Below are 18465 nucleotides of genomic sequence, written 5' to 3'. Positions count from 1 at the left end.
ATGCTTAAACTATTTACACCTTCCGAAATAGCCATTCTTATTAAATTATTGCTGGCTCATGCCCTATCGGATTATTTTCTTCAGCCTTCGTCGTGGGTAGAAGACAAACGCATTCATAAAATCAGGTCCGTAAAGTTCTATTTTCATATAGCCGTCACCTTCGTATGTGTCCTGGTTTTCACATTCAATATCTGGGCAGCCATATTTATAGCCCTTACTCATTACCTGATCGACCTGTCTAAAATATACCTGAGCAAAAACAAATTCAGGTTCTTCATCATTGATCAGTTGCTCCATTTGGTGATGATCCTCATCACATGGTTATTTATAATCAACGGATTCAAAACGATACAGGGAATCATTCAGCAAAAAGAGGCCAATATCAATTTCTGGGCCATTATCATGGGTTACGCCGTCATCACATTCCCATTGGGGGTTATCATCGATATTTTTATCCACCGGTGGAGGATGGAAATAGATAACATGACACAGGATAAAGTGGTCAGCTTATCCGAAGCCGGTAAATGGATAGGTATCATGGAAAGGATATTGATCCTGACCTTTATTCTGGCAGGTCAGTTTTCTGCCATTGGCTTCCTGATCGCCGCCAAAGCCATTTTACGGTTTAAAGATTCAGACCTCAAGCAAGCCGAATATGTACTGATAGGTACACTCATGAGTTTTACATCCACGATTCTCATCGGCATCGGCATCAAATCACTGCTTACAGGAACTTAAAGTTGTAAGAGAGCGAAACGATCGGAGCACCGAAAACAGTCAGCTTATTGGCCTTGATAGCCGTTCCATCGGTTTTCAGGAAGACCGAATAGGCATTTTTCCTTCCGTAAAGGTTATATACCGTAAACGTCCAGTTACCGGTCCATCTTTTTTTCTTCATCGAAGGATTGTAAATGTTCCAGGCAAAATCAAGACGGTGATAATCAGGAATACGTGCATTATTTCTTTCTGCATAGAAAGGATATGACCTGTCCTGGTAAAGTATGAATCCTTCAGGCAAAGTATACGGCCTTCCCGTGCTGTAAGTAAAGTTAAACGAGAAATCGTGGTGTTTCCCCTGGTTGAGTACCATCGTAGCGTTGAATGAATGCGGACGATCGTAATTGGCCAGGTACCAGTTGCCTAAATTAACCTGCTGGGCCACTTCCGGTCCTTCAGAAACTTTGTTAAAAGACCTTGAAAAAGTATAGTTAACCCATCCGGTCATTTCCCCTTTTTTCTTGGAAACCATCAGCTCGAGACCATAGGATTTGTTCAGCCCCTGTAGCAACTGGCTCTCAGGATACTGCTGTAAAAGAAAATCAGCTCCCGGCTTGTAATCAACAATATTTTTGGTCCATCTCAGGTAGGTTTCCACAGAAAACTCATAAATACTTTCTTTCATATCCTGGAAGTATCCGATGGTATATAATGAACTGATCTGCGGCTTAATGTATTTATCGGATGTTTTCCAGCGGGAAGTCGGAAGCGGTGTCGTGGTGTTCGTAATGACCTGGAGATATTGCCTCATCAGGTTATACCCCATTTTGACAGACTTTCCGGGCGAAAACTCATACCTTAAGCCCAAACGGGGCTCCAGTCCGCCATAGGTATTGATCACCTTATTTTTGCCGTAAGTGAGGGTATCCAGAAGTGAAATTTCATCCCGCGGAACACCAGGTTTATAAAGCCTGGTCGTAGCCGGACCAAGATTCACAAAATATGAGTACCTGAGCCCTCCGGAAAGGGTAAACTTAGGTGAGAAGTCAACTTCATCTTCAATGTATGCCGCAAACTCCATGGCGTTTTCAAGTTGGGTTTTGATCTCTTTTAAATTTGTATTGCTTCCCGGGATCAGCTCCCCGGGATTGATCCGGTAATTGATGGCATCCAGACCGGCTTCCACCTTATGTTTATTTTTAGAATAATTGATATTGCTCTTGAATTGCGTGTATTTCACCCCTGATTTGATCCTGACTTTGTTATCGGAGTTTAACTCAGGCAAAATAGTCACCGGCGAATAATGAGAAGAAATAACCTTGGTCTGAAGGTTAAGGTTAGGGCTGATCGCATAAAACCAGTTAAGGGTATGATTGATTGTCTGGTAATCATACTGGGTATTTACAGAATTGATATCATTAATGGTTCCCAAAACCTCTGTCTGGAAGAAGTCCTTGCTGTAATAAGAAGAAAGTGTAAGGGTGTTCTTGTTATTGACCCTGTAGAATATTTTCGAGGCCCCATCACCGAATTTTGCCCTGATGTTATCCAGTTTTTTGGATACGATAGGCAGCAAAAAGTCATTGAAAGCTCCCCTTCCGGAAATCATGACCCCAAGGCGGTCTTTTATAATGGGGATGTCCATTTTTATCCTGTTTGACACAATGCTGACCCCACCCTGCATTTTAAATTTGTCGAGGGAAGGCTGCGAAAGAGATACGTCAAGAACGGCAGCTGCACGTCCGCCAAATCTTGCCGGAACATTCCCTTTATAAAGATCGAAACTGGAAACAGCTTCAGAAGGAAAGGCAGAAAAAAGGCCGAACATGTGGGTAGGGTTAAAAATGGGAGCGTCATCAAGCAGGATCAGGTTCTGATCTGTAGCCCCTCCCCTGATGTTCACCCCATTGGCAGCCTCTCCGACACTGGTTACCCCCGGAAGCATTTGCAAACCCCGCAAAATGTCGACTTCCCCCAAAGCGGAAGGAATTTTATTGAGGGTTTTAATGCTTAGTGAATTGACCCCTAAAATAGGTCGTTTAACCGCATTCATCTGGCTTTTACTGGTGATGATGATCTCTTCCAGGTCGCTTGAAATCTCAGAAAGCACGACATTCAGTTTGATCTTCTCGACATTTTCAATCGACACCCTGTAAGGTTTGTACCCCACAAAACGAACGACCAGGACGACCCCTTTACGGGCATAGTTAAAGGTAAATTTGCCCTCCTTATCCGCCACCAGCGAAAGATTGCCATAGTTGACGTTAATGGTAGCCCCCGGTAGCGGTTGCCTGGTCAATGAGTCTATAACTGTACCTTCAATACTGCCGAAAGTCTGGCCGTATAAAACATGAGTAGAAAGTATAAAGGCTAAAAAGATAAAAATTCTCTTCATCATATAATGTTTTACAATTTCATGGTTCATTTTAAACCTGGGGATCAACCCAGCCCTTAGGCTTATCAGGTGTTCTGGTTTTACTTTTTATACAAGGTGCTGCCGGTGGTCTGAAAGGCGGCGTCGGTGGCTCAGGATTGGCCGATCTTCCTCCGAATAATCCTGTTGTGTTGCCGGGTACATTATTTCTGTTAATCCAGAAATAAGCCGTTCTTGAGCTGCTGACCATAAAGTACCCTCCTACGCTTTCATACGGGTCTTTTATATTCTTTATATTTCCGACCAAAGCGGCAGGAGGAGTGTCAGCCAGAGAACCTGTATTCTGCGATTGTTCAGCTAATAATTTAAGGTATCTGAAAGAAGTGGGGGTCACAGATTGTTGTTTGACTTCAAGCAAAGCCCCGCTGGTCTGGTATAAAGGTATTTCGGCAATGAGCCTTCCGGTAATCTTGTTGCCGTTAGAATACGTATCGCTCATCACGTTAATGTAGTCCTGGTAATAAATCTCCCAGCAGTCACCCGGACAGAAATAATCATAGATGATCCCGGTGCCCAGTAAGCCACTGGAGCCCACACATCTGCCCGCGGGTAATGGTGTATTGTAATAGAGCCCTTCAAGACATGAAGCACAATACGTCTGCCTCTCATAGAGCTTCCAGTTCCACAGGTAGTTATCCCCGGTTTCCTTAAAATCCTGCGTATTGAGATAAACCCTGTTTCCGTTGATTTTGGAGGAACGATACGGAATATCGCCGATCACCACCTCAGAATAAAGGGAGTCGATTTCGGGCACAGGTTTCATTTTTTCGGACCCGGAAAGGTACTCAGTACCATCCTTAAGCACGATGCTCAGCGTATAATCGGAATTAACTTTCGGTTTAAAACCGGCAGGAAGCACATATCTCCCGAGCCCTTCTTCCACACAATTATACCTGACGGTACCATTTTCAATCACCACCACTTTCGCTTCTCTTTCAGCCAGATAGCTGATATAACCGGTGTTCGGTTGTGTTTTCTTTAGCGTGATTACCTGCGGTTCATCCTGGTCACTGAGTGTGCCGTCTACCACAAGAATTATCTTTTTTGAAGTCAGTTTTATGTCAAATGGCTCCACACAGGCGGCAGTCCAGATCACTATCGAAAGAAGAATCAGAAGAATATTTTGTTTCATTAAATTTAAGACTGTTTTCGGGTTAACAAGTTAAACGGGTAATGATCTGGTGATCAACTATTTGTATAATACGTTATGTGTGCCGGTTAATGTTATTTCCTGATTCCTGTTTTTTTAATCTATCCAGCCCGGCGGACGGTCCGGCGTCCGGTTTTTAGACGCTATACAAGGCAATGCCGGTGGTCTTACGGGTGGCGGATTGGGATTGACCGGCTCAGGATTAGCCATCCTGCCTTCAAACAAACCAATGGCCCTGGCGTTCATCCTGCCCGCCTCTTTCCTGTCTAACCAGAACTGTCGGACCTTATAACCACTGACCAGAAAGTATCCGCCGACACCCTCGTAAGGGTCAGACACGCTCTTGACGTTCCCGATCAAAGGAGCAGGGGGCGTATCAATCAGCGTTCCAGTTTTCTGGGTCTGCTCAACCAGCAATTTAAAAAAGCGATAGGCCTCAGGTGAAATAGACTGCTGATAAACCTCCAAAACAGAGCCGTGCCTTTGAAAATAGGGAATCTGTGCAATATTTCTAGCCTGTATTTTCTGCCCTGAAGAATAAATATCGCTCATTACATTCGTCTGGTTGGAATAAAATATTTCCCAGCAATTGCCCACACAAAAATAATCATATATGGTCCCTTGTCTTTGTAACTGAGGATAATCAACACACCTCCCGTTGTACGGAGCTTCAGTGTGATACATTCCGCCGTTACAAGTCATACAATAATCCTGCCTTTCGAACAATTTCCACGACCACGAAAAATAATCATCCGTACCGGGAAAATCTTTGGTATCGAGGTAAACAATATCCCCGTCTACCTTTATTCCTTTCCAATCCACGCCCAAGGGAGCATATTTTGAATAAACACTGTCTATTTCAGGAACAGGCCTGATGCTCTGAGCATCCGATTCATAAGCCTCCCCTGTTGAGAGTTTAATTTTCAATTGATAGCTGTTTCCGATCCTGCCTCTGAAATTAACCGGGAGGAGGTATTCTCCCTCAGTTTTTTCCACACATTTATACGTTGCAGACCCGTTTTCCGTGACCTCAACCGCAGCTCCTGTCACAGCCTTGAAAACGTTGGTGTTGCTGCTTACATAGGCCCTTCTCAGGAATATGGCCTGCTGTACGTCACGATCACTTATAATACCATCTACAATCAGAATACTTTTTTTATTACCGGCTAGAAATTCGACAGGCTCCACGCAAGAGACCATCCAGATAAATACAGAAAGGAAAAACAGGTAAAACACTTTTTTCATAAACAATAGCTTTCATTATACTTGGCACCTTGCGGTGCAATGGCAAAACGGCAACAATAAATGAGCAAGAACATCAGCTACATCCGGATCAACACAAAAAATCAAACTCCCTGTTCATATATATAGACCCATAATCTGTTCAAATGGTTGAATCATTGAGCGTCAATAATTTACCCGGGATGATCTGTGCCGTTTTTAAAAAACCGGTATTTCTCACCCGCTTTATCAGGACAAGGGAAATTTATTCTAAGCCGAACCAAAACATAAAACTGAAAATCAAACCGATCAGGAATAACCGGGTGAAGTCTCTTTTATAAGGAATGGTTGAATAATACTTTTTACAAAAATAGTACAATTATGCTTTAAACCATTACCGAGTGGGTAACATCCCCGCAATAATCTACTGACACTCTTTTTCAATAGACAAAACGCTGTAAACAATCGTCTTAAATAGATTAAATAAAGATAATGCATGGTAATGACTTAAAACCTTTTCAACTCATAAATTCACAAACCTTTATAATCCCCGATCGGCTTTTTGTAACTTTGCATTTTCGCAGATAAACAAAAAACCTGATGAACCTGGAATCAGCCGAGCCAAAAAACACAGACGACCTCCTTTCGATGATGGGAGATTTCTTTTACATGTTTCAATACCCTTTTGACAGGGAAACGAGGGAAGAACAAATCAAAAAACTATTTACTCAGAAAGACTGGGGCCATTTGTTCATTTTCAGGGAAGGAGACCAGGACGCAGGTTACCTGATGCTGGCTTTCGGATACAGTTTTGAGTTCGGGGGAAGGATCGGTTTTATTGATGAATTGTATATAAAACCTGATTTCCGGGGCAAAGGGCTCGGTAAAATCATCCTGAAACAACTCAAAGAAAAGATGGAAGGCATGGGTCTGGCCTCACTGAGGCTGGAAGTAGAACAATATAACAAACAGGCGATCAGGCTTTACGAATCTGAAGGATTTGAAGTACATCAGACCCGTCACCTTATGACCTTTCCGGGGCCATCTCAGAAGTGAGAAATGTGGGCATAATCTGCCAGAATGGTTTTCAGAAGATCCACATCTGAAAGCCCTTTGGTATTGGTAATTCCCAGGCTTTGTTTCAATTTCAATGCCGCCTGCTCTACCACTTCATAGTTGTCGGCCTCCTGCCATCTGCTCAGCACAAGCTTGATGGTATGAATGTCTTTGTCGCTCAGTCTTTCCACCTCCGGGAAACTCACCTTATGATCTGCAGCTACGTCAACAGGTCTTAAGAGATCCAGCGGCACAAAAGGCTTTTGCCTGATCACTGTTGTTCCGGCGGCCATATCTCCCAGTCTCTGGCCCTTTTCACTAACCACAACGGCAAGCACAGCCACCAGACCTGAAAACATCGTAATGTCCACGAATCTCAGCAACCATCTCAGCAAATAAGCCCCTATTCCCGGCTCAGTCCCGTCGAGTTTGATCACCCTGATCTTCATGATCCTTTTGCCCAGCGACTGGCCGTTAAAAAAATATTCCGACAAAAGGTGATAAAATATAACGGGTGCAAAGCAGAGCACCGCTACAATAATAAAGAATGAAGAATCGGAACTATCTATATTTCCGGACTTGCTAAAAACTACGGCAAAAAATATGAAATACACCACCAGCACATAGAAAAATATGAAAATTGAGTCCAGTATGGTGGCCACTATGCGATCACCGACACCCGCACTTTCAAATTCAATAGATACGTTTTGTGCAGTTAGGATATTAAATTCAGACATACTATATTTAAAGAAATTTTTCAAATATACACATCCGGATGAAGGAATCAGCATTTATAAAGCAAAATTCTGAAAAATGGCGAAACTTTGAATCCATTGATTCTCAAAACCCTGAAAATCTGATTGACAGTTTTATCCAGCTTACTGATGACCTTGCCTACGCCAAAACATTTTTCCCGAAATCACAGACGTACGCTTATCTCAATTCCCTGATAAGTGAGTATTACCGGAAAATATACGCCACCAAAAAAGAAAAGAAAGGCCGCTTTGTCACGTTCTGGTCCTATGAACTGCCTTTCCTGTTTTTTCAGTATCAGAGGCAGTTGCTTTATTCCTTTATATTCTTTGTGCTGGCCATGATCGTTGGTGCTTTATCGACAGCCAATGATGATACTTTTGTCCGGCTCATCCTGGGCGACGATTACGTCAACACCACACTTGAAAACATTCAGAAAGGAGACCCTCTGGCGATTTACAAATCGGCCGATTCCACATCAATGTTCTTTTCGATTACCATCAATAACATTCGTGTGGCCTTCATGGCTTTTGTGCTTGGGATTACCTTTTCTTTCGGCACTTTCTGGATATTGTTTTCCAACGGAATCATGCTGGGAGCGTTTCAGTACTTTTTCTTTCAGAAAGGATTCCTGCTTCAGTCGTTCCTTACCATCTGGATTCACGGTACACTGGAGATATCCGCTATCGTGATCGCAGGCTGTGCAGGTTTTGTGATGGGCAACAGCCTTTTGTTTCCCGGCACCTACGCCAGGTCCGTTTCCTTCAGAAAAGGAGCCGCTGACGGTTTGAAAATCACCGTTGGCCTGGTGCCCATATTCATCATGGCCGGTTTCCTGGAGAGCTTCGTGACAAGGCTCAAACTGCATCCTGCAGTCAGCCTTCTGATTATTTTCTCTTCACTTTCTCTTATTCTCTGGTATTTCATCCTATTACCCAATAAATTAAATAAAAATAACCATGAGTAAAATTGTACTTCAACAGGAGCGGGACTTCGGTTCTAAAATAAATGCCACTTTTGTGTTTATCAAACAGGAATTTAAACCCCTCCTTACCTGCCTCGCTTATATGGTACTTCCGCTGGCTTTACTGGCCGGTGTTGCTTATGGCCTGTTTAATGCCAACCTCTACAAGAGCATTGCGGAAAACAGCCTGGTCAATCAGTCTACGCTTCCGTTTGAACAATTAATGGCCATGTTTTCAGGATTTGGTCTTCTTTATATCTTTGTTTCTGTTTTATCCGGTCTTTTACTTTTTTCCACGGTTCTTTCTTACATGAAGCTGTATAAGCAGGGACGTGAAAATATCACGCCTGCTGACGTGTGGTCTGTGACAAAAGGACACATCGGGATGCTTTTCATTCTCGCGATCGTTAACTACATCCTGATCATTGCCGGTACTTGCCTGTTATTACTTCCAGGTATTTATGTGTCCATCGTCCTATCCATGAGTTTTTGCATCATGGTTTTTGAAGATGCTGATATTTCGCATTCCATCAGGGAGTCTTTCTCCATCACCAAAGGAAAGTGGTGGTCCACATTCGGACTTATCATGATCCTTGGTCTTATCTCCGGAATCATCAGTGTATTTTTCTCGTTACCCAATACCATATATACGACCAGCCTGATAAACGATCCGGGTCAGATTGATGCCTTTACTACTTCTGTCTTGGGTGTTCTGTATCTTTTGGGCGTTTATCTGGTTTATGTTATCCTGATCGTCGGGATAGCTTTCCAGTACTTTAACCTGAATGAAAGAAAATACGCCACAGGCCTTATTGATGATATTGAATCCATCGGACAAAATGCTGAAGAGTAAGCTTAGATTTTTATTTATATTTCTCCTGATAACACTTAACGGATCGGGCCTCCGGGCACAAGATTCCTTAAGTGTTGATTCATCACGACTTGAAATAAGAGAGCCCCGGACTTCCCTGACGGAACTGAAAGGCCAGAAAGATTATCAGTATGGTTTCGAAATTACCCCACCCCTGAATACCTGGTGGGAAAAATTCATTAATTCTGTTGTGAAAGCGTACGATGATTTTTTCAATGATATCAGCAAAGGTTCTTACCGTAAATTCTTTTTCATCCTGGCTATTACCCTGGCACTGGCTTACCTTGTGCTCCGTTTTTTTGGATTTGATGTAAGTTCTCCTTTTCAGCGGAAGGAGAAAAACATTGAATTGAGTTACTATTCTGAAAAAGAAACCATTCATGGCCGCGATTTCAAAAAAGAGATTGAAGCTGCCATCAATATCGAAGATTTTAAACTGGCCATCAGGCTGTACTATCTGAAGACCCTGAAGGCACTGGCCGATAAGCACCTCATTGCCTGGCAACCCAACAAAACCAACAGGAGCTATTATCATGAACTTAAACCCGCTGTGCAGAAAGACTTCGGCAGCCTTACGGATGCTTTCGAGTACAGCTGGTACGGCAACTTTGAAGTAGGAAAAACCGACTTCGAAGAAATAAAAATGAAGTTTGAAAATTTTAAAATCTGACCTGTTTGAAATACAACAAACTTTATATCGCTTTTATTCTCGGCCTGATCCTCGCGATCGTGTATGTTGATTACAATACACCGAAGAAAATCGACTGGACTCGTACCTTCAAAAGTACCGACAAGAACCCTTTCGGGCTGGAAATTTTCCACAAGATACTTCCTGAGTTTTTCCCTGACCGTGCGGTTGAAACTGTCAGAATACCGGCTTATAACCTGCTTACTGAAGGCAAACTGCCCCAAAAGAGCAATTATATCATAATAGACCAATATCTGGGTGAAGGCTATCAGAACAAAGGTTTGTCGGAAATGGACGTTGATAAGCTGATGGATTACGCTGCTGATGGTAATTACCTCTTTATAGCTTCCAATTCTTTTCCTGAAAAACTGCTGGACACCCTAAATCTTAAATTAAAGCAAGCCAACCTGGCTTCTGTTTTAAAAAATAAACTGAACCCAAAGCTGAAACCTCTTAAAATCAGGCTGACCAATCCTGTTTTTAAGAACAAAACCGCTGAACTTGAAAAAGAAAGCTCAGAAGCCTATTTTGTAAGCAAAGATACCCTGGGTGTTAAAGTGCTGGCAGTAAATGATTCTTCAAAAGCGAACTTTATCAGCTACCAGGTCGGAAAAGGAAAGTTGTTTCTCTTATCTGTTCCGGAAGTCTTCTGCAATTACTACCTGCTCAAAGACGACAGGAACCCGATTGCTACCCGGATCATCTCCTATCTGCCTGTTTTGCCTACTTATTATGATGAATATACCAAGCAGGGGCGTTTGGGTGAAGAATCTGTTTTCAGATTTATGAAAAGTAAGCCGGCTCTTTACTGGGTTTATTATCTTTGTCTCTATGGCATGCTGCTGTATCTTTTCTTTGAAGGCAAAAGAACCCAGAGGATTATTCCTGTCATTAATCCCAAACAAAACACAACGCTTGACTTTATCAGGACCATCGGGCAGCTTTATTATCACAAAAAGGACAACATTTCGCTGGCTGCCAAAAAAGTGGAATACCTGAAATGGACCATCCTTAAAAAGACCGGGATCCGTTTTGAAGGCTATTCTGAGGAATTCCGGGAAAAACTCGCTCATAAAACCGGAGTGACCCGGGACGAAATAAAAACACTTACAGAATGGATGGAAAGCATCGATTCTTCACAAGACATCAGTGATCAGGACTTAATTACTTTCAATCAGATGGTTGAATCATTTCATAAAAAAACCTTGTAAAAATGAATTACGAAAATCGTATTGATTTATCTGAACTATCAGAGTCCGTCCGGAAAATAAGAGAGCAGGTTTCTCAGATCATTATCGGTCAATCCAGGTTTGTGGATTACCTGCTGACGGCCTTGTTTGCAGAAGGCCATGTATTAATAGAGGGGGTTCCGGGCGTAGCCAAAACCCTGACGGCCAAGACACTGGCCAAAACGCTTTCAGTAGATTTCAGCAGGATTCAGTTTACACCGGATCTTATGCCCTCTGATATCCTCGGCACAGCGATATTTAATCCGAAAACAGTAGATTTTGAATTCAAATCCGGGCCTATTTTTTCGAACCTTGTCCTGATCGACGAAATAAACCGCTCTCCGGCTAAAACCCAGGCGGCTTTATTTGAAGTCATGGAAGAGCGGCAAATCACCAACAGCGGGTCTACCTACCTCCTTGAAAAGCCATTTATGGTACTGGCCACTCAGAACCCGGTTGAACACGAAGGTACTTACAGACTCCCTGAGGCTCAGCTGGATCGTTTTCTGTTTAAAATTCTGATTGATTACCCCGACCTGGAGCAGGAAATCGAAATCCTGAAAGGACATCACCTGCATCCCGACAGAACCAAGGATTTATCCGGTATCATTGCCCTGATTTCAAAAGAACAGATCAATTCTATCCAGGAAAAAGTAAAACAGGTTTTTGTTGAAGATAAATTACTGGAATATATCGCTAAAATCATTTCTGAGACCAGGAGCAGCAAAAGCATCTTCCTGGGAGCCTCGCCGAGAGCCTCAGTTGCTTTGCTCAACGCCTCAAAATCATTTGCAGCCATCAATGGCCGTGATTTTGTGACACCTGAGGACATACAGGAGCTGGTTCCGGCGGTGTTAAGACACAGGATCATCCTCACCCCAGAAAAAGAAATGGAAGGGCTCAGCACCGACCAGGTTATTCATCATATTGTTCAAAAAATTGAAGTACCGAGATAAGTGAAATTCCTCCGGCATTTGTTTTTAACCAGGCGGTTCTTTACAGGAATGATCGTTTTCATCTTCCTGTTTATGTTCGCCTACTTTATTCCCGCCATTTTTGTGGTGTCGGAGATTCTCTTTGCTTTCTTTTTGTCCTTCGTTATTATAGATTACCTGCTGCTGTTCATTCCCTCGGGGGCACTGTTTGCCCGAAGGTCAATGGCTGACAGATTTTCCAATGGTGACGAAAATCCGGTTTCTATTTTAATAGAAAATAACTACAAATTCAAGATCGGTGTCCAGGTCATAGACGAAATCCCGTTTCAGTTTCAGCGGAGAGACGTGCTGTTTCCTGATGTCATAGAAGCGGGAACAGCCAGAACCATCCATTACTCCATCCGCCCTACACAAAGGGGTGAATACGACTTCGGGAAGATCAATTGCTACGTCTCCAGTCCCCTGGGTTTTGTCAGAAAGCTGTTTGCTTTTGATGAGCAGAAAATGGTAGCGGTTTATCCTTCCTTCATCAACATGAGGAAATATGAATTAATGGCCATTTCAAACAGGTTGACAGACATCGGTTTGAAGAAAATCAGGAAGCTGGGACAAAGCCAGGAGTTTGACCAGGTCAGGCATTACGCCACCGGTGACGATATCCGGACCATCAACTGGAAAGCTACCGCCCGCAGGAATGAATTTATGGTCAATGCCTACCAGGACGAGAGAGCCCAGAATGTTTATTGCCTGGTAGACAAATGCCGGGTCATGGAAATACCGTTTGCCGGACTTTCCCTGCTGGATTACTCCATTAATGCGGCACTGGTGCTCAGCAAAATCGCCCTGTTGAAACAGGACAAGGCCGGACTTGTTACTTTTTCAAGGAAAATAGACCAGTTTGTAACCGCTCAGAGACAAACTGCCCAGATCCAGACCATACTGGAAGTGCTGTACAAACAGGAGACAGATTTTTCTGAAAGTGACTACGAGAGGCTTTACACTGCTGTGAGATCAAAAATAAGCCAAAGAAGTTTACTCGTACTTTTCACTAATTTCGAAACGGTGAATTCTATGAAGCGGCAATTAAGGATGTTGAGAAAACTCAATGAAAATCACCTGCTTATGGTAGTTATTTTCGAGAATACGGAGCTTGATGCCTTTATGAATCAGCCTGCAGGGAGTCTGAAAGAAGTGTACACCAAGTCGATTGCCGAGAAATATAAATTCGAGAAGGAACTGATTGTCACAGAATTGAAAAAATATGGCATCCAGACCCTGCTGACCAAACCTGAAGATCTCACCATCAACACCATCAATAAATACATTGAGTTTAAATCAAAGAACCTGATTTAAAAATACCTCAGGATAAAATGTTCCCTGGCCTGACCTTTTCTAAAAAAAACCAACCCGACAAAAAATAAATCGATCGTTACGGTAACCTCTTCGTGCTGTTTGATCTGTTCCCAGGCCGCTTTCATTTCATCTGACCAGTAAATGTCATCAAAAACAAAACAGCTGTTTTCATTTTTCCTGGCCAGGCAGATCTCAAAATACCTCAACGTAGGCTCATACCTGTGATTGGCATCAAAGAAAACCATGTCCGCAACCGGCATTTCAGAAACCCTGGCAGTTAAGGTTTCATCTATATTCCCTGTGATCAGCTCAATATTTGAAAGGTTGAGTTTTTTAAAATTCTCTTTGGCAATGTCAGCAGTTTCAGGGCATCCTTCAAAACTGATTACACGTGCAGCCGGATCAGCCACAGCCTGATAAGCCGTGGTGATACCGAATGAAGTACCCAGGTCAATGATCTGCCTGTAACCAAACTTTTTAATGATATAATGAAGCAAAATACCCCATTTGGGTGCCTTTTCGGCAGATTTAATGATATCTGAGACTTTCCTTTGCTTCTTTCCGTCTTTCTTTGAACCCGCCCCGAAATCAACTATATTGATCATACGGTCATCTTTTTTAAGAGATTTCCTGAGATGTTCAATCTGCTGTGATACATCCGGTTTTACCTTGGATCTGACCACAGAATTGTAAAAATCATACACAAAAGGGGAATGTATACCATGGTGATTTGTAGCTCTGTACAAATACCTGAAAAAGTCAGAAAGCATCAATAGCGGTTTAGTTTAACAAATAAGGCGTCACCATCGTGAATTCAGGAATCTCAATGCTTAGTTCTTTGCCGTCAATAAGACGCTCCATCAGGAAAGTCCCGTACATTTTACCGACAGAAGAACTCAGGTTACAACCTGACACATACTCATGAAATTCTCCGGATTCGATGACCGGCTGTAAGCCTACCACACCTTCTCCTTCCACTTCATAATTATGACCGATAGAATCAACAATGTGCCAATGCCTTCTCAACAGCTGAATAGTATTTTCACTCTGGTTTTCAATCCTTATTTTGTATGAAAAAACAAAATGGTTTTGAAAGGGATTCGAATAGAATGGCTGAAATTCAGTTATTACACTGACTTTTATGCCCTGAGTAATAGCGGTTACCATTGTTTTCTGATTTAAAAATTTGTAATTGCTTACTATAAATAACGCAAATTTAATATTAAAATTCAAACCTGAATCGAAAATTATCGGGAATAAGCCAATTCTTTGATGATAAAATCTCAATGAGATTCACTTAATCTGATATTTAGCCATAACTTTGTTTTACCAAAACATTAATCATTCTTAGCAGATGAGTGTCAAAATTGAGCCCAGCTGGGCTACCAGACTGGAGCCTGAATTCCATAAGCCTTACTTCACCCAACTTACAGATTTTGTTAAATCAGAATACCAGAAATACGTCTGTTATCCTCCCGGAAAGCTGATATTCAATGCCTTTGACAAATGTCCTTTTGACGAAACAAAAGTCGTCATCATCGGGCAAGATCCTTATCATGGTCCAAATCAGGCTCACGGACTCTGCTTTTCTGTCAATGACGGCATTGCTTTCCCACCATCCCTGATGAATATTTTCAAAGAAATCAAGGAAGACCTCGACAAACCGATTCCTGTCTCAGGAAATCTTGAAAAATGGGCTGAGCAAGGCGTACTTTTACTTAACGCCACGCTCACGGTAAGGGCGGCCCAGGCCGGATCACATCAGAAAATAGGCTGGGAAACCTTTACAGATGCGGTGATTGATGTTCTCAACAGGGAAAAAAGCAACCTGGTTTTCATGCTCTGGGGTTCATATGCCCAAAACAAAGGCAAATTCATAGATTCCAGCAAGCATTTCGTGCTGAAAGCCAAACACCCCTCCCCGCTCTCAGCTAATTTTGGTGGCTGGTTCGGACAAAAACACTTCAGCCAGGCCAATAATTACCTGAAAGCCAGGGGATTTGAGGAGGTTAACTGGTGATTCTTCTACTCAACGGCCTCAATCTTCGTGATTTCAAATGGCAGGCAATCATCTGAATCATGCGGTTGATTGGAAGGATTTGCCACGAGATTTTGATAGAATTTAAGAGAACTTCTTTCTATTCTCGAAATGCCGCTGATTCTAAGTTTTTGTCCTTCCTTTTGAAGTTGTGCAGGTAAGTTGCAGGGGCAACAATTCGGCCCCAATTCATGTCTGAGTTCCGGGTAGAAAAGCTTTAATTTGGAATCCAAATGAGTCGTATCTCTGAACATTACTCTGAATCTTCCTGAAGCTTTGTGCAGGCCGGTAACAACAACCTCAGCATCCTTTAATTCATAGTATGTTACAGGATCCGTAGGTGAACATTGATCTGGTCTCTGATTTACCTTCGCTACGTCCTCTTTACAGGAAATTAATATCGTTAATAAAATCAACATCGGCATACTTATTTTTTTCATTGTTGTGTTTATGTTTGATTCCATTTCTAATCAATTGCTTCGATCTTCGTGATTTCAAATGGCAGGCAATCATCGCCATCGTGAGGCTGATTTGTAGGATTTTCTACCAGATTCTGATAAAACTCGAGAGAACTTCTTTCTATTCTGGATACCCCACTTATCTTAAATGCCTGTCCTTCTTTTTGATATTGTACAGGCAAATTACACGGGCAACAATCAGGGGTCAATTCATGTAGCAGCTCAGGATAGAACAGCTTTAATTTAAAATCCATATTAGTAGTATCTTTAAAGATAACTCTGAGTCTTCCGGAAGCTTTGTGGAGTCCAATGACAACGACCTCTGCATCCTTTAATTCGTAATACGTCACCGGATCCTGAGGTTTGCATTGATCTGGTCTCTGATTTACCTTCGCTACATCCTCTTTACAGGAAAATAACATCGTTGATAAAATCAACATCGACATACTTAGCTTTTTCATTGTCATTTTTAGTTTTGATTCCATTTCTACTCAATCGCTTCGATCTTCGTGATTTCAAACGGCAAGCAATCATCGCTATCATGAGGCTGATTTGTTGGGTTCTCTACCAGGTTCTGATAAAACTCGAGAGAACTTCTTTCTATCCTGGAAATGCCACTGATTCTGAATTTCTTTCCTTCCTTTTGAAATTGCACTGGTAAATTACACGGACAGCAATTATATCCTGCCAATTCATGGATTAGCTCAGGATAAAAATGCTTTAATTGAGCAGAATACTGAGAAGTATCTGAAAATCGGACTCTTAGTCTACCAGAATCCTGATGAGTGCCAATGACATAAGCTGTCAATTCTATTGCTTCAAAATAAGGGACTGGATCCTTTGGATTGCATTGATCCGTTTTTTGAATTACTTCTAGGTCGATTTTCTTGCAAGCACTGCCTATTAAGAAAACCGATATGAAAAGAGTAACTTTTTTCATTATTATGTCATTTAAAGTGTAACCTGACTTTTTCTATTTTATTATTATTCAATATATGTTGAAGTGTAAGGACCAGAAGAGTTTGTCCAGACTGCCATATATGTTGTAACAAAAATTTAAAGAGAAGTCAGCTGAAAATACGCCTTTAACTTAGAACAGGTGACGATCCGTTCTCTAGTGTTAAGTTGTGATAAGACTGTCCAAACGATTCAGAAACAAGAACAAGCAGGAGAAGGAGGATAATGTGTTTTTTCATATTATTGTTGAATTTATATTATTATACGAGCAATAATAACAGAAAGAAAACAATAATCCAATAAAAAAATTATTTAACGGTAAATTATATTTATTCGCTTTACACATAAAATATAAATCCGTATGGAATTTACACGCCCCATTACGCAAAAAAACCGGGTTTAGACCCGGTTTTACATTTATATAATCAATCACTTATCTGATCAAACTAAACAACCGCTTCCATCTCAGTTTATTAAAGAAATTGGCGTCTGCGTCTATGGACATCCAGATAAATACCGCCTTCCCTACCAGGTGGTCTTCGGGCACAAAACCCCAGTATCTTGAGTCGTCTGAGTCATAGCGGTTATCGCCCATCATAAAGTAATAGTTCTGCTTAAAAGTATATTCAGTGATCTGTTTTCCATCCAGATAGATTTTCCCGTCTTTATATTCGGCTTTATCATTATGATCAAATGTGGTGATGATTCCTTTGTAAAGAGCTGTATTCTTTTCATCCAGCTGGATTTTCATACCTTTTTTGGGCACGGTCAACGGCCCGAAATTATCGCGGTTCCAGTTAAACCTATTATTATAAGGAAATGATTTGTAAACTGTGAGACTGTCATTGGCCTTCAGGATATCCGGATATACATTTTTGACAAAGTCCTCCCCTTTCAGTTTTTCAAGTGCTCCTTTGGTAGCAGTTATATCATAATAGTATTTACCATCCTGCGTTGCCGAACCCCTGTCTGTTACACCAAGCTTCTTGAACAGGTTCGGATTGATGTTGGTATTGCTTTCAATACGGTACCATTTCTGCATAAACTCCGGATCCGGGAATACCTTACCATTGACAGTGATCACCGTCTCTTTTGATTCCACCACATCGCCCGGTATGCCGATACATCTTTTGATCAGGTTTGTTCTCAGATCAAGCGGGTATTTATCATAGCCCCCGAACTCGTCAGGCCGCTCAGGACAGCCCGGATAGTTAAATACCACTACATCCCCGTTCTTGACGGAAGTAAAGCCAGGAAGCCTGTAATTGGGCAACTGTATCCAGTCCAGGTACGAAGGTATTTCGGTAAACCAGATTTTCTGGTGGGTAAGTGGCATCTGCAGGATGGTCTTGGGTGTACGGCTGCCGTAATGCACCTTGCTGACAAACAAAAAGTCGTTGATCAGAAGACTTTTTTCCATAGAGCCCGTGGGGATGGTATAGGCCTCTAAAAACAGCCAGCGGATCAGCGTGGCGGCTACAACAGCAAACAGGACGGAGTCAAACCACTCTCTCAGCGGCGATTTCTTTTTCTTTTCAGCAGTTTCTTTTGTTGCGGTCATAACAGGCTTCGGGTTTAAATACGAACGCAAGTAAATCAAATCACAAAAAAAGAACAGGCTTTTAGGATAAGCGGTTGATT

Annotated in this window: 19 protein-coding genes; 9 read left to right on the top strand and 10 right to left on the bottom strand. The window is 42.0% G+C overall.

What is annotated here, in order from left to right; translation table 11 throughout:
- A complete protein-coding gene (locus tag GVN16_RS17670; protein WP_166565251.1) occupies positions 1-738 on the top strand; it encodes a DUF3307 domain-containing protein in 738 nt (245 codons plus the stop codon).
- Here GVN16_RS17670 and GVN16_RS17665 read toward each other — a convergent pair.
- The 3 genes from GVN16_RS17665 to GVN16_RS17655 form a co-directional block, all read right to left on the bottom strand.
- Positions 725-3115, bottom strand: coding sequence for a TonB-dependent receptor (locus GVN16_RS17665; RefSeq protein ID WP_229244224.1), 2391 nt, complete (start codon positions 3113-3115; stop codon positions 725-727). The genes GVN16_RS17670 and GVN16_RS17665 overlap by 14 nt on opposite strands.
- Before the next feature lie 28 nt (positions 3116-3143).
- A complete protein-coding gene (locus GVN16_RS17660) occupies positions 3144-4283 on the bottom strand; it encodes a DUF4249 domain-containing protein (protein ID WP_166565250.1) in 1140 nt (379 codons plus the stop codon).
- A gap of 114 nt (positions 4284-4397) precedes the next feature.
- Positions 4398-5546, bottom strand: a complete 1149-nt coding sequence (locus GVN16_RS17655; RefSeq protein ID WP_166565249.1) for a DUF4249 domain-containing protein — start codon at positions 5544-5546, stop codon at positions 4398-4400.
- Positions 5547-6122: 576 nt separating this feature from the next.
- Between GVN16_RS17655 and GVN16_RS17650 the strand changes: the two genes are divergently transcribed.
- The gene (locus GVN16_RS17650) at positions 6123-6578 is read left to right on the top strand and encodes a GNAT family N-acetyltransferase (protein ID WP_166565248.1); all 456 of its coding nucleotides are present in this window, start codon (positions 6123-6125) and stop codon (positions 6576-6578) included.
- Here GVN16_RS17650 and GVN16_RS17645 read toward each other — a convergent pair.
- The gene (locus tag GVN16_RS17645) at positions 6569-7315 is read right to left on the bottom strand and encodes an RDD family protein (RefSeq protein WP_166565247.1); all 747 of its coding nucleotides are present in this window, start codon (positions 7313-7315) and stop codon (positions 6569-6571) included. The genes GVN16_RS17650 and GVN16_RS17645 overlap by 10 nt on opposite strands.
- Before the next feature lie 38 nt (positions 7316-7353).
- Here GVN16_RS17645 and GVN16_RS17640 point away from each other — a divergent pair, with 38 nt between their 5' ends.
- From GVN16_RS17640 to GVN16_RS17615, 6 genes are read left to right on the top strand one after another with little or no spacing between them, the layout of a single operon-like run.
- Positions 7354-8298: a stage II sporulation protein M gene (locus GVN16_RS17640; protein ID WP_166565246.1), complete on the top strand. Its 945-nt coding sequence runs from the start codon at positions 7354-7356 to the stop codon at positions 8296-8298.
- Complete coding sequence (locus tag GVN16_RS17635; protein ID WP_166565245.1) at positions 8291-9148, top strand: hypothetical protein; 858 nt, start codon at positions 8291-8293, stop codon at positions 9146-9148. Before GVN16_RS17640 ends, GVN16_RS17635 begins: the two co-directional genes overlap by 8 nt.
- The gene (locus GVN16_RS17630; protein ID WP_166565244.1) at positions 9135-9836 is read left to right on the top strand and encodes a DUF4129 domain-containing protein; all 702 of its coding nucleotides are present in this window, start codon (positions 9135-9137) and stop codon (positions 9834-9836) included. Before GVN16_RS17635 ends, GVN16_RS17630 begins: the two co-directional genes overlap by 14 nt.
- 5 nt (positions 9837-9841) lie before the next feature.
- On the top strand, positions 9842-11065 hold the full coding sequence (locus GVN16_RS17625; RefSeq protein WP_166565243.1) for a DUF4350 domain-containing protein: 1224 nt from the start codon (positions 9842-9844) through the stop codon (positions 11063-11065).
- 2 nt (positions 11066-11067) lie between these two features.
- Entirely contained in the window at positions 11068-12039 is a 972-nt protein-coding gene (locus GVN16_RS17620) for a MoxR family ATPase (protein WP_166565242.1), read from the top strand.
- A 48-nt stretch (positions 12040-12087) separates the two neighbouring features.
- Positions 12088-13371, top strand: coding sequence for a DUF58 domain-containing protein (locus GVN16_RS17615; protein ID WP_205748904.1), 1284 nt, complete (start codon positions 12088-12090; stop codon positions 13369-13371).
- Here the strand turns inward: GVN16_RS17615 and GVN16_RS17610 are convergent.
- Both GVN16_RS17610 and apaG read right to left on the bottom strand, forming a co-directional pair.
- Positions 13368-14141, bottom strand: a complete 774-nt coding sequence (locus tag GVN16_RS17610) for an O-methyltransferase (protein ID WP_166565240.1) — start codon at positions 14139-14141, stop codon at positions 13368-13370. The genes GVN16_RS17615 and GVN16_RS17610 overlap by 4 nt on opposite strands.
- Before the next feature lie 10 nt (positions 14142-14151).
- Entirely contained in the window at positions 14152-14538 is a 387-nt protein-coding gene (gene apaG, locus GVN16_RS17605) for a Co2+/Mg2+ efflux protein ApaG (protein WP_166565239.1), read from the bottom strand.
- A gap of 187 nt (positions 14539-14725) precedes the next feature.
- Between apaG and ung the strand changes: the two genes are divergently transcribed.
- Entirely contained in the window at positions 14726-15391 is a 666-nt protein-coding gene (gene ung / locus GVN16_RS17600; protein WP_166565238.1) for a uracil-DNA glycosylase, read from the top strand.
- A 5-nt stretch (positions 15392-15396) separates the two neighbouring features.
- Here ung and GVN16_RS17595 read toward each other — a convergent pair whose 3' ends face one another.
- The 4 genes from GVN16_RS17595 to lepB all read right to left on the bottom strand — a co-directional run bounded on the left by GVN16_RS17595 (position 15397) and on the right by lepB (position 18385).
- Entirely contained in the window at positions 15397-15849 is a 453-nt protein-coding gene (locus GVN16_RS17595) for a hypothetical protein (protein WP_166565237.1), read from the bottom strand.
- 26 nt (positions 15850-15875) lie between these two features.
- Entirely contained in the window at positions 15876-16328 is a 453-nt protein-coding gene (locus GVN16_RS17590) for a hypothetical protein (RefSeq protein WP_166565236.1), read from the bottom strand.
- A gap of 26 nt (positions 16329-16354) precedes the next feature.
- Positions 16355-16807: a hypothetical protein gene (locus tag GVN16_RS17585; RefSeq protein WP_166565235.1), complete on the bottom strand. Its 453-nt coding sequence runs from the start codon at positions 16805-16807 to the stop codon at positions 16355-16357.
- A gap of 450 nt (positions 16808-17257) precedes the next feature.
- Entirely contained in the window at positions 17258-18385 is a 1128-nt protein-coding gene (lepB, locus tag GVN16_RS17580; protein ID WP_166565234.1) for a signal peptidase I, read from the bottom strand.
- Positions 18386-18465 lie beyond the last annotated feature (80 nt).

The sequence above is a fragment of the Emticicia sp. CRIBPO genome (genome assembly GCF_009905725.1).
In the GTDB taxonomy this organism is placed as follows: Bacteria; Bacteroidota; Bacteroidia; order Cytophagales; family Spirosomataceae; genus Leadbetterella.
The sequence above is the reverse complement of the archived record's forward strand: the minus strand, read 5'-3'. Positions and strand labels throughout refer to the sequence as shown.

What these genes read in the sequence shown, in the direction of transcription:
- GVN16_RS17670 (WP_166565251.1), top strand. Translation starts at nt 1, where the DNA reads ATGCTTAAACTATTTACACCTTCCGAAATAGCCATTCTTATTAAATTA.
- GVN16_RS17665 (WP_229244224.1), bottom strand. Translation starts at nt 3,115, where the DNA reads ATGATGAAGAGAATTTTTATCTTTTTAGCCTTTATACTTTCTACTCAT.
- GVN16_RS17660 (WP_166565250.1), bottom strand. Translation starts at nt 4,283, where the DNA reads ATGAAACAAAATATTCTTCTGATTCTTCTTTCGATAGTGATCTGGACT.
- GVN16_RS17655 (WP_166565249.1), bottom strand. Translation starts at nt 5,546, where the DNA reads ATGAAAAAAGTGTTTTACCTGTTTTTCCTTTCTGTATTTATCTGGATG.
- GVN16_RS17650 (WP_166565248.1), top strand. Translation starts at nt 6,123, where the DNA reads ATGAACCTGGAATCAGCCGAGCCAAAAAACACAGACGACCTCCTTTCG.
- GVN16_RS17645 (WP_166565247.1), bottom strand. Translation starts at nt 7,315, where the DNA reads ATGTCTGAATTTAATATCCTAACTGCACAAAACGTATCTATTGAATTT.
- GVN16_RS17640 (WP_166565246.1), top strand. Translation starts at nt 7,354, where the DNA reads ATGAAGGAATCAGCATTTATAAAGCAAAATTCTGAAAAATGGCGAAAC.
- GVN16_RS17635 (WP_166565245.1), top strand. Translation starts at nt 8,291, where the DNA reads ATGAGTAAAATTGTACTTCAACAGGAGCGGGACTTCGGTTCTAAAATA.
- GVN16_RS17630 (WP_166565244.1), top strand. Translation starts at nt 9,135, where the DNA reads ATGCTGAAGAGTAAGCTTAGATTTTTATTTATATTTCTCCTGATAACA.
- GVN16_RS17620 (WP_166565242.1), top strand. Translation starts at nt 11,068, where the DNA reads ATGAATTACGAAAATCGTATTGATTTATCTGAACTATCAGAGTCCGTC.
- GVN16_RS17615 (WP_205748904.1), top strand. Translation starts at nt 12,088, where the DNA reads ATGATCGTTTTCATCTTCCTGTTTATGTTCGCCTACTTTATTCCCGCC.
- GVN16_RS17610 (WP_166565240.1), bottom strand. Translation starts at nt 14,141, where the DNA reads ATGCTTTCTGACTTTTTCAGGTATTTGTACAGAGCTACAAATCACCAT.
- apaG (WP_166565239.1), bottom strand. Translation starts at nt 14,538, where the DNA reads ATGGTAACCGCTATTACTCAGGGCATAAAAGTCAGTGTAATAACTGAA.
- ung (WP_166565238.1), top strand. Translation starts at nt 14,726, where the DNA reads ATGAGTGTCAAAATTGAGCCCAGCTGGGCTACCAGACTGGAGCCTGAA.
- GVN16_RS17595 (WP_166565237.1), bottom strand. Translation starts at nt 15,849, where the DNA reads ATGAAAAAAATAAGTATGCCGATGTTGATTTTATTAACGATATTAATT.
- GVN16_RS17590 (WP_166565236.1), bottom strand. Translation starts at nt 16,328, where the DNA reads ATGAAAAAGCTAAGTATGTCGATGTTGATTTTATCAACGATGTTATTT.
- GVN16_RS17585 (WP_166565235.1), bottom strand. Translation starts at nt 16,807, where the DNA reads ATGAAAAAAGTTACTCTTTTCATATCGGTTTTCTTAATAGGCAGTGCT.
- lepB (WP_166565234.1), bottom strand. Translation starts at nt 18,385, where the DNA reads ATGACCGCAACAAAAGAAACTGCTGAAAAGAAAAAGAAATCGCCGCTG.